The 9,440-nt window shown below is 51.6% G+C and carries 10 protein-coding genes; 6 read left to right on the plus strand and 4 right to left on the minus strand.

Translation table 11 applies throughout. From position 1 onward, the window contains the following. Nucleotides 1-27: 27 nt before the first annotated feature. Nucleotides 28-918: a transcription initiation factor IIB family protein gene (locus RBH22_RS12835; protein WP_306677698.1), complete on the minus strand. Its 891-nt coding sequence runs from the start codon at nucleotides 916-918 to the stop codon at nucleotides 28-30. Nucleotides 919-1,081: 163 nt separating this feature from the next. Here RBH22_RS12835 and RBH22_RS12840 point away from each other — a divergent pair, with 163 nt between their 5' ends. Further along, nucleotides 1,082-1,603, plus strand: coding sequence for a hypothetical protein (locus RBH22_RS12840; protein WP_121568622.1), 522 nt, complete (start codon nucleotides 1,082-1,084; stop codon nucleotides 1,601-1,603). Between the two features lie 154 nt (nucleotides 1,604-1,757). On the opposite strand, the gene RBH22_RS12845 is transcribed toward RBH22_RS12840, so the two are convergent. Together RBH22_RS12845 and RBH22_RS12850 are read right to left on the minus strand one after the other, a co-directional pair. Next, nucleotides 1,758-2,519, minus strand: a complete 762-nt coding sequence (locus RBH22_RS12845) for an AAA family ATPase (RefSeq protein WP_306677699.1) — start codon at nucleotides 2,517-2,519, stop codon at nucleotides 1,758-1,760. Nucleotides 2,520-2,597: 78 nt separating this feature from the next. After that, the gene (locus RBH22_RS12850) at nucleotides 2,598-3,026 is read right to left on the minus strand and encodes an HIT family protein (RefSeq protein WP_306677700.1); all 429 of its coding nucleotides are present in this window, start codon (nucleotides 3,024-3,026) and stop codon (nucleotides 2,598-2,600) included. Nucleotides 3,027-3,218: 192 nt separating this feature from the next. On the opposite strand from RBH22_RS12850, the gene RBH22_RS12855 reads away from it, so the two are divergent. Further along, nucleotides 3,219-4,529 (plus strand): tyrosine-type recombinase/integrase, encoded by a 1,311-nt coding sequence (locus RBH22_RS12855; protein ID WP_306677702.1) that lies wholly within the window; start codon nucleotides 3,219-3,221, stop codon nucleotides 4,527-4,529. On the opposite strand, the gene RBH22_RS12860 is transcribed toward RBH22_RS12855, so the two are convergent. Further along, on the minus strand, nucleotides 4,512-4,718 hold the full coding sequence (locus RBH22_RS12860) for a hypothetical protein (RefSeq protein WP_306677704.1): 207 nt from the start codon (nucleotides 4,716-4,718) through the stop codon (nucleotides 4,512-4,514). The genes RBH22_RS12855 and RBH22_RS12860 overlap by 18 nt on opposite strands. A gap of 2,101 nt (nucleotides 4,719-6,819) precedes the next feature. Here RBH22_RS12860 and RBH22_RS12865 point away from each other — a divergent pair. The 4 genes from RBH22_RS12865 to RBH22_RS12880 all read left to right on the plus strand — a co-directional run bounded on the left by RBH22_RS12865 (nucleotide 6,820) and on the right by RBH22_RS12880 (nucleotide 9,282). Continuing rightward, the gene (locus tag RBH22_RS12865) at nucleotides 6,820-7,200 is read left to right on the plus strand and encodes a hypothetical protein (RefSeq protein WP_256545078.1); all 381 of its coding nucleotides are present in this window, start codon (nucleotides 6,820-6,822) and stop codon (nucleotides 7,198-7,200) included. 53 nt (nucleotides 7,201-7,253) lie between these two features. Continuing rightward, nucleotides 7,254-7,757: a hypothetical protein gene (locus RBH22_RS12870; RefSeq protein WP_256545079.1), complete on the plus strand. Its 504-nt coding sequence runs from the start codon at nucleotides 7,254-7,256 to the stop codon at nucleotides 7,755-7,757. Further along, nucleotides 7,757-8,224: a hypothetical protein gene (locus tag RBH22_RS12875; protein ID WP_306677705.1), complete on the plus strand. Its 468-nt coding sequence runs from the start codon at nucleotides 7,757-7,759 to the stop codon at nucleotides 8,222-8,224. The genes RBH22_RS12870 and RBH22_RS12875 overlap by 1 nt, the downstream gene beginning before the upstream one ends. Nucleotides 8,225-8,712: 488 nt before the next feature. Then, nucleotides 8,713-9,282, plus strand: coding sequence for a hypothetical protein (locus RBH22_RS12880; protein WP_256545080.1), 570 nt, complete (start codon nucleotides 8,713-8,715; stop codon nucleotides 9,280-9,282). Nucleotides 9,283-9,440 lie beyond the last annotated feature (158 nt).

Below are 9,440 nucleotides of genomic sequence, written 5' to 3' on the forward strand. Positions count from 1 at the left end.
GTCGTCCCATTCGTCCGCCAGACCTCACTACTCGTCGTCTCGGAGCTTCTGGTACGTCGACCGCAGCGTGACCGGCGTGACGCCGGCGGCGTCGGCGGCCTCCCGCTGGGTCAGGTCTGCGTCGCTGTCACGGGCAGCCGTATAGAGACACGCGGCGGCGACGCCGCTTGGGTTGCGGCCGACCGCGAGACCGGCGTCGACCGCTTCGGCGACGTACTCTCGTGCCCGCCGTTCGACGTCGCCGGCGAGGTCCAGTTGCGAGGCGAATCGAGGGACGTACTCCGCGGGATCGATCGGACCGACCGGCAGGCCGAGCTCGCGGTTGATCGCGTCGTAGGCGGCGGTCTGTTCGGCTTCGGTCGCTTTCGCCGCGTCCGCGACCTCGTCGACCGTCCGCGAGACGCGGGCGACACGACAAGCCGCATAGACACAGGCTGCCGCGAATCCCTCGAGGGATCGTCCGCGGAGGAGATCCTCCGACTGCGCGGAGTCGAACAGCGAGCAGGCGTGATCGCGGATCCGTTCCGGCAACGAGAGCGCGCTGGTGAGGCGGCGGATCTCGGTGAACGCGTACACCTGATTCCGCTCGCGCTTCGTCGAGATACGGGCGCGGTTGTGCTGGCGGCGCATCCGAGCGAGCCGGCGCCGCTTCCGTCCTTTCACGCGCGTCGAGCGGCCGATTTCGGTCGAGAGGCCGCGGTCGTGTCGCGAGCGCGTCAGCGGCGCGCCCGTCCGTTTCGGGTCCGTGTCGTCGTCGGCGAACGAGCGCCACTCGGGCCCGTGGTCGATTCGGTACTCCGAGAGCACGAGTCCGCAGTCGCCACACACCGTCTCCCCGCGCGCCGTCTCGGGGCGACCCTCGCATTCGGGGCAGGCGTTCGTCGTCGTGCTGGCGTCGGCGGTGGGTGCTTCACTCATCACAATTGAAACTCGGTCGCGAAGGCATATTTAAAGACGGGAGAATGCGGGGTGTTGAGCCCGCTGACGCCGCATAGTACCTACCGGTAAACGATAGGTAGTAGTATCGAATCTGATATTTAGGTCGAAACCTCTTATTCGGACTGGCGGAAACGACTCGACGATGGGTTTGTCGGAGATCGCAGCGGGGTTGGAACTGACGACGAAGCAGACCGAGCGCGGCGTCGCGACTGTCGACGACACCGACGTCGATCTCGACGCGCGGCTCAGAACGTTCGAAGACGACCTCCCGTGTACGGCCGCGGCGGCGTCGACCGTCCTCGATCGCTACGACGCGGGCGTGAGCGTCGGCGACGCCGGAGAGGCTGCCGCGCTCGCACCGGTCACGGCCGCGAAGCTCCTCCACCGCTGCGGCGTCGAGGGCGTGACACCGATTTCGCCCACGGCGCGCCGCGTGCTCCGGGACTGGCTCGACGGTCGGATCGCGCGTGCGGACGCACTCGAACTGACGAACGCTGAGGAGTCGGAGTTCGCACTCGCGGCGTACGTCGAAACGCACGAACCGATTCCCGAACTGGCCGAGGCCGTTCGACGCGACGCGTCGGCACCGATCGCTGGCGACGCGCTGGTCTCGAAGCGCGACGCGCTCGCCGAGACGATGAGCGCCGGCGCCGACTTCCAGTAGTCGTTCCGGTCGCCGCGCAGGGCCTCCCTTTCGTTTTGCGGCTCTCGGAGTGGCGCTATAGTAGCATTTGCAAGTCTTCACTCATCGGATCGTACGCTGTCGTGCGATCGGATGCGCAATCAGTTGCAAATGCTACTATAGGAGTGTCTCCGCTCTACCGACCGACGTACTCGCCGACGGTACCGAGGAGCCCGCTCTGTTCGGTGTCGGCGCCCGTAATTTCACGCCCCGTCACCGCGGCCGCGACGCGCTCGATCGCCGCGGCGAATGCGCTGTCCTCGTTCGGTACCCGTGGTTCCGTCTGTACGTCGAGCGACCCCGCGTCGGGGATCGAGACGTCGGCCGTTTCGAGTTCGCCGCGCGTAGACACGACGAGCGACGCTTCCGCGCCGACGTCGGCGAGGCGCTCGTGGGTCCGCTGGATCGCGGTCGCGCCGCGGTCACTCGCCGGTGCGACGACGACGACGCGGTCTGCGACATTCACCGCGGCGACGGCCTGGTTCGCCGCGATCGGCGGGACGTCGAGGAGGACGTGGTCGAACCGCGACGCCGCAGTCGTGATGCGGGATTCTAACGCCTGTACGGCGTCCACGCGCTTTGCGCGAGCCAGGCGCTCGAAAGGCGCGTGCGCTGGACAGACGGCGATGCGACCGGCGACGTCGCGGCCGACGTCGAGTTCGGAGAGGCCGGTCGAGAGATCGGCGCCCTCCTCGTCGGTCACGAGCGCCGTCACGTCGGGATCGATTCGCCCCGTGAGGTAGTCGCTGAGTCCTTGCGTTCCGAACGCGGCGTCGACGACGGCGACCGTCCGGCCGTCGGCCGCGAGCGCGGCGGCCACCTCGACGACCGTTCGGGTCGTTCCCGCGCCGCCCGTCGCGCCGACGAACGCCGCAACGCCTGGCGATTGTGCAGACATACGCCACGTGGCCGCGCACTCGGATTTAAGTGGTCCGGTCCCGCAGTCGTGCGGTTCGACCGCTGTGTGGGACGCCCGCTACTCGCCGGACTCGATGGAGTCGGCGATGTCGTCGAGTTCGTCCTCAGAGAGGTCCGGTCGGTCGCCCGCGACGGCGTGGATCGGGCCGCCGCCGTCGCCCTCGAACCGCGGCACAACGTGGACGTGGACGTGTGGGACTTCCTGACCGGCCGCTTCGCCGTTGTTCACGCCGACCGTCGTCGCGTCGGCGTCGACGGCCGCTTCGATGCGAGGAGCCAGCTCCTGCACCGCGGCCCACAGGTCGGCGGCGACGTCCCCGGGCATCTCGTCGAGCCGCTCGTAGGGCTCTTTCGGCACGACGAGCGTGTGACCGGGCGCGAGCGGGTTCGCGTCGAGGAAGGCCGCGACGGTCTCCGTCTCGTAGACGATGCGCGCCGGGATGTCGCCGGCGATGATCTGCTCGAAGATGGTCGGGTCTCCGCTCATAGGCGTCACGTCGGACGGATCGCCGAAGTAGGTTCGGGTCTCTGAAAAATCAGTCGTCGCCGACAGCCTCGTCGATCGCGGTACAGACCGCTGCCCGGTACTCGCCGTCGTCGTAGCCGAGGCGGGCGCGCCAGACGTCTTGGTACGATTTGAGGCGATAAACCATTTATCCTAGTACCCTGTAGCATTCGTATGGCCAAGAGCAAGCGGCAAAGGTACGAGCAACTGCGAGAGGTTATCAACGAGAAGGCCGACTCCGGAGAGATATCGGAGGAAGAACGGGATTCCATCATCGGATTCCTCGATGCCAAAGATCCTGAGAGAACGACAGTCAATGATCCGGACGATGGAACAAAAGCGGATGGGACCCTCCAATCCTACGCTTACTCCCTCAAACGAATATCGGCAGAGATAGAGCTAACAGACACGACTCCTGATGAGCTAAATCGGTTGATGGGTCAATTTCGTCGGGGAGAAATTGAGGGAGTCAAAGACGAAGGCCTAGCCAAAGGGACTGTAGCCAACTACCAGAAGGCCCTACGGAAATTCTACGAATATCATACAGATTGGGGAATCGACAAGGAGGAAATCACCATTTACAAACAGGAGCCTACCTCAGTCGATGAGAGAGACATTTTCAATCGGGAGGATATCCAAGCTCTTCGTGATGCTGTAGATCATCCCCGTGATGCCGCCTTTGTCGATATGCTGATTTACACTGGGCAACGGATTAGCTGCCTTCTGAATCTCAAAAACAAGGATGTAGACCCACAGGAGGGTATCTTCTATATTCCCGAAGCTCCTGAAATGAAGGGGGCTTCAGGAAAAAGACCCCTCCTCTATGCCGAGAAATCAGTAAGAGACTGGAAACGTACCCATCCCTGTAGTGATGATCCTGAAGCCTACTTCTTCACCTCGAAGAAGGAACCCGGACCCAACGATAATTGGGAGAAAGGCGAGAAATTGGACTACAGCACCCTGTATGTCCGGCTTCAGCGAATCAAAGAGATGGCTGGCATCGACAAGCCGGCTAATCCCCATAACTTCCGGCATTCTTTCGTGACAATCGCAAAACGGGACTACGGAATGGATAATGACACCATCAAACATCTCATAGGCCACGACTTGGACTCAACCGTGATGGAGACGACATACCAACACCTCACCGACGATGATATCATACAGTCCGCAGAGGAGGCTACAGGAATAAGAGAAGAAGAGGAGGAATCCCCATTGACTCCCGATATCTGTCGGAACTGTGATGAACCCATCACCACAGAGAATGCTAAGGCTTGCCCGTCTTGTGGTATGCTCTTTACCCCCGATGCTCAAGCCGCGAAAGATCAAATTCAAGACGATATCTATGAATCCAAGGGCGAAGCCGAAGGGGAAGAGGAAGAAGCCGTAGACGAAATTAAAAAACACGTCAAAGAGAATATTGGGGAGATACTACGGGAGAATCCCGAAATCGTTGAAGAAGCTCTATCAGAAAGCGAAAACTGACTCCCCCTCATTCTCCTCTCCGACTGTGGGCGTGTCCTTCGGTCGCACAGTGACCTCCTCACTCCTCTGTCTATCTGCTACAGGAATCCCTTCGGATTTCAAGAGAGCCTGAGCGAACCAGCTAATGGGTAGATCCGACTGTGCGACCGTCTGGTACGCTTCAATTTCTTCCTCAGTGAGATCCGTCATTAAATGTCAATCCGGGGGTGATTGATAAATCGTCTGTGGCTACTAGCGAGCAAACACACATTGAGTTGTAGAATGAGGGAGGAAGGGTATGCCGCAGATCCGACCCATCTCCCCCAAAATGGCATTGGGTTAGGTGTATTATGATGAACGATGTAATCGAGAGACTTGAGGAAGCTCAGAGAACACGTCGCCCAATTGCGCTTATTTCGCCCGGCAAAAGCCGGAACAGGACGAACCAACGCCCCGTTTACTACTACGGTATGCATCCTTATAACTTTTTCGGAAATAGTTGAACATTCGTCCGGCAAATACTGATTAGAGAAAATATCTGTGTAAAATTTAGATTGGATTTTGGAAGTACTAGTAATATATTATTCTAGTATACTACTCTACTCTAACCTATTCCCTGTAGTCCCCTTTCCTTTCTCTTCTCTTCCCTCTTCTAGACTATACTACTATACTAGAGTGATCTTCTACTCCCCATCCCTGTAGTCCCTTCCCCTCTTCTCTATACTAGATTATACTATATCCTAAAAATTGGGGAAATGCTGTTTACAGATTTAATTATATGGGAAGAAGTCGTTATTTACAGTCATTACTAGGGCTTTTATTGCTCCAAAACACAACATATTTAATATATACATCAAACATTCTACAAATTCAGTACATTGTACTTACTTAGTTATAATCTTTACAAACGAAACGAATTAATCTATTCTCTATCTATTCGTTGTATATTACTCTCTATATTATTCATTTGTAACAAATCTATTCTATAGCCTTCTAAGACGTTTCTAAGATAGATGACCCAATACACTCATATCCCCCAAAGAATCCAATAGAATCACTATATGTCCTCTCTGTAGCCTTAGAAGTAGATACAGACACTCTCTTTCCTTCGACATAGACTAACTCGAAGTCAATCTTAGCGATTTGTATCAATCTTCAAACCAAAGATTTAAATACTATTCTTTAATTTCACTACCTATACTTCTTGTAATTTGGATAGAATGGATAATAGCGGCTCCATATCTAACGAATTGATTTTTACCCAAAAATTTTCGAGATTGAGGAAGGGGGAGTCCATTTCCTCGAAGGCCCGGCTTCGATCTAGATCTAGTTCTCTACCAGCGATTTGCATTCTGTCTTTTCATCATCGACAAATTAGATGAAATGAGGAAACCTATCTCATCCCTGAGGGGATTCGGGCGATTCGGGGGATTATTTCATCGTCTTAGTAGTATGGAATTAACTCAATGTCATCTCTGTACTGCGATTTCCTTAATCTGTGTTGTGTAGTTGTCTCAGCCAGACAATGACACAACACAGGTGGATCAATGCTAGTACGCCGGCTTCGATTCACAGTCTGTGTTCCCCTCTCCGGATAGAATCGATTTTGAGTTACTTATTCTGAAGCTCTGCCGGCTTCCTGAGATTCTTTGAGGTGAGATGATGTTTCCCCCTCGGAAGATAGAAATCGATTCTGAGCTTCAAAATCTGACTCTATGTGGATTTGTGGGGAAAGGGTAGATCGCCCCCAGAAGGCCCGGTTTTGGGGATAGGATGGGAGAGGTAGATACCCCACCGGGGGGTTAAAATTAAAAATCGACAGACACCACGGGGGGTTTAGTTAAAGACAAGTAAATGGTAAGTAAGATGGGTAAGGGGGATTGGGTCTCTCACGTCGCTCATCGTTTTTAGCTACCGGGGATATACCTAAACCATCGAATCCTGTAGTTTCTACGTCTGTCCCGTAGGATTAGGATTCAGCCACTTCCAAAACTCCAGACGAATCGATGATAATGGTCAATTCGATAATTCGCTAATATTTGTAGGTTTTGGGGCATCTACCCACAGAATCTCGAAATATTATGATTGGGGATGTGGCATACACTAAAACCCCTGAAAACAATCGAAAGAGAAGAGATGATTACTAGTTATTCAAAATAGAGGGAGATATCTTAGGATATTACGCGCATATTTGTCCAAACTTTCCGAAAACTTGTCTGGGGGTGACTGCTACTTGTCGCTCCGAATTGATCCGGATCGAAGGAATCCCCGGTAGGATATGTTTTTTGTCCTAAATGCTGTTTCAAATAGTATGAGGTACCCTCTACAGCGTAATGATGACAATTGGGTGGAAATTCTTCTATTGATGTATCAACATAAAATCGTTACGAACCCCGAGATTGACTCTGGAATGCTCGATGCGAAAGAGATGAGCCTGTTAACCGGCTCTGCGAACAAATTTTATAGTGAGATTGAACCAAAATTTGAGGAAGATATAGACGATAGTTTGCAATATTTGATAGAAACAGGATTAGTGGAAGTCAATAACAACACTGGGGTCAAGGTATATGGACTAACCCAAGAGGGCCTACAGCTTGCCCACCAAATCAAGGCTGAGCGGCAGAGGCGACTTACGAATATCTTCCTGTCAGGGGGAATTCTTCTTGTTTCTATTTTGGCTTTGGCCTTTTAAATTAAAATGGACCGAGAGTTACGCTTTTTAGCAACACTTGAGAGGTTTTGGGTATGATTGAGAATCTGTCAAACATCCCAATGTCTGTTAGTTTCTCTTTGGGTGGTTTCTCTGGTAGTGTCTTTGGGTGGTTTTTGAATGAAGCATTCAACCAAAGAAGAGAACGACGGAGATGGTACAGTAAGATATCAAACCTAGCTCATCGAGCCAATTCAATATCTGCAGCTTGTATTGATAAACAGTCCGTTGATTATGAAGACAAGCAAGAATTCAAAGAGCTGCGGAAAGATTTCAATTCCCGCTTAAACCCTAGTATTTCTATCTCTGACTCTGTAGTAGAGAAAGCTAACCGGATCAATAACAATCTTCAATTGCTCCAAAGCGAAATCCCGATTAACAACCTAAGTGAAGGAGAAGAGTACTCAATTCCCAAGACTACTAGTTATAACGAAGTAGAAGACATCTTAGACGAGACTCGAACCTTGGCTTTGAATCTGAATAATGAAGCGGCAGGAAAAGCCAAGAGTGGTATCGAAATCTTGGGGGTTCGGATATAATGGTTTCAATCGATTTCGGTGGTGTTCTCGCGAAAATTTTTCCATCCATTCGCCAAGAGCGAAAGGCAAGGAACCGAATAAAATCCCATTATTTCTCAAATATTCAAAGTATCGAGAGCGGCGAACCTGTTAAACTGTATTCTGAGAGATGCCCACATCAATTATGGGACTATATTGAGAAAAAGCATCTCTCTGTCGAGTCTAAGATCAAGAACTTGGGTGAAAAAAAGCGTTCTAACCATACTCGATATTCTGGGGGTAAGGAGATAAGTTCACACGACATCCCTGAAGAGCATATTGACGATCTAAAAAGCGATATGCAGTCCATCATCCTCCACATAAAAATTCAGAATTATATATTACTCGGAGCCGAGGTTCTCCTTGTTGTACTACTGATAACGGCTATTCTAGCTACCCCCTTAGTTTTGTCTGGGAAATTAGAATTATTACTTCGGTTGATATCTTAATAGCATCTGTCTAGGTGTGCTAATCCTTACAGGGGGGTGACAATGTTGCTTTAGGGTACTAAAGCAAGTCTGTCAGGGGGACTTTGGGGTCACAAGTAGTCAAAATAGATCTAGACCGCGGATGACCGGCAGGACCGCGAAATCAGTCACCACCCGATCAATCTCTCATAAGATACTACTACCATAGCGCCCACGATTAGCACAATTGCCACAATTGGCCACAGAGGACCATCTAAACTTAGTACCCACCAACTGAACGAACCCATAATTGCTATTGCTATTATTACGATAACTCCAAACCTCAATGCAGACTCAACCGGACCCATCTGAGTTGACATATTGGTTGATTTTACTTGTCATTACTTAAGCATTATTCATATGACCAGAGGATCTATCAAATACAATCTCGGGTAAATTAGACTGGGATTCAAAAGTCCTCAGAGGTAATTTGTGACTACTTTTCTGTTTGTGATTTAACTAGTTAGGGTATGATAAAACGTCGCAAAGTCTTACTCGGAATGGGTACGAGTGTTGTTTTAACAGGTTGTTCCGGCGGTTCAGATAATGGACCCACAAAAACTGAAACGTCTACGGAAGTTCCTACAGAGGCTTCTACTCCAACACCGACGGACACTCCTACTCCAACACCAACAAACACTCCTACCCCAACACCAACGGACACCTCTACCCCAACACCCACTGAGGAAGAGCCTTCAGACAAGGAAATTATGGAGATGATGGGATCAAGCTTATCTGTTTTTGGAATAACTATGCGCAGCTACTCAATCGAGGGAGATGAAGCCCAGATTGTCTATGAATCAGTTGTTGAAACCACCGACGATATTATCCAAGATATGAGAGACGTTTCTGAATCATACCACGGAGCGGTATTACAGGGGGTCTCAACTGAAAGACTATTTGCTGAAATGGCACCACCAGATCGAGATCCAGTCGGATCTTATATTATTGAGAATGAGTGGATTATGCAGATCGAAAATGATGAAATAACGGAATCTGAATTGCTATCTAAGATGCTTGGGACCCTTGAGAGCTATTAGACGATATCTTAGCTATCCTCAGTAACCAAAAACAGCTCCGAACGATTATTGAACACACCGTTCTCCTGATACATTCAGTTGAGAAGTGGATCTAAGTCCCAAATCAATAGCCCAATTCGTACTACAATCAGAGCGGTCACAACGGCACTAACCCAGAA

Source organism: Halobellus sp. H-GB7, from assembly GCF_030848585.1.
Lineage (GTDB): Archaea > Halobacteriota > Halobacteria > Halobacteriales > Haloferacaceae > Haloquadratum > Haloquadratum inordinatus.

Excerpts from the sequence above, each read along its gene's own strand:
- RBH22_RS12835 (WP_306677698.1), bottom strand. The coding sequence starts at position 918 with ATGAGTGAAGCACCCACCGCCGACGCCAGCACGACGACGAACGCCTGC.
- RBH22_RS12840 (WP_121568622.1), top strand. The coding sequence starts at position 1,082 with ATGGGTTTGTCGGAGATCGCAGCGGGGTTGGAACTGACGACGAAGCAG.
- RBH22_RS12845 (WP_306677699.1), bottom strand. The coding sequence starts at position 2,519 with ATGTCTGCACAATCGCCAGGCGTTGCGGCGTTCGTCGGCGCGACGGGC.
- RBH22_RS12850 (WP_306677700.1), bottom strand. The coding sequence starts at position 3,026 with ATGAGCGGAGACCCGACCATCTTCGAGCAGATCATCGCCGGCGACATC.
- RBH22_RS12855 (WP_306677702.1), top strand. The coding sequence starts at position 3,219 with ATGGCCAAGAGCAAGCGGCAAAGGTACGAGCAACTGCGAGAGGTTATC.
- RBH22_RS12860 (WP_306677704.1), bottom strand. The coding sequence starts at position 4,718 with ATGACGGATCTCACTGAGGAAGAAATTGAAGCGTACCAGACGGTCGCA.
- RBH22_RS12865 (WP_256545078.1), top strand. The coding sequence starts at position 6,820 with ATGAGGTACCCTCTACAGCGTAATGATGACAATTGGGTGGAAATTCTT.
- RBH22_RS12870 (WP_256545079.1), top strand. The coding sequence starts at position 7,254 with ATGATTGAGAATCTGTCAAACATCCCAATGTCTGTTAGTTTCTCTTTG.
- RBH22_RS12875 (WP_306677705.1), top strand. The coding sequence starts at position 7,757 with ATGGTTTCAATCGATTTCGGTGGTGTTCTCGCGAAAATTTTTCCATCC.
- RBH22_RS12880 (WP_256545080.1), top strand. The coding sequence starts at position 8,713 with ATGATAAAACGTCGCAAAGTCTTACTCGGAATGGGTACGAGTGTTGTT.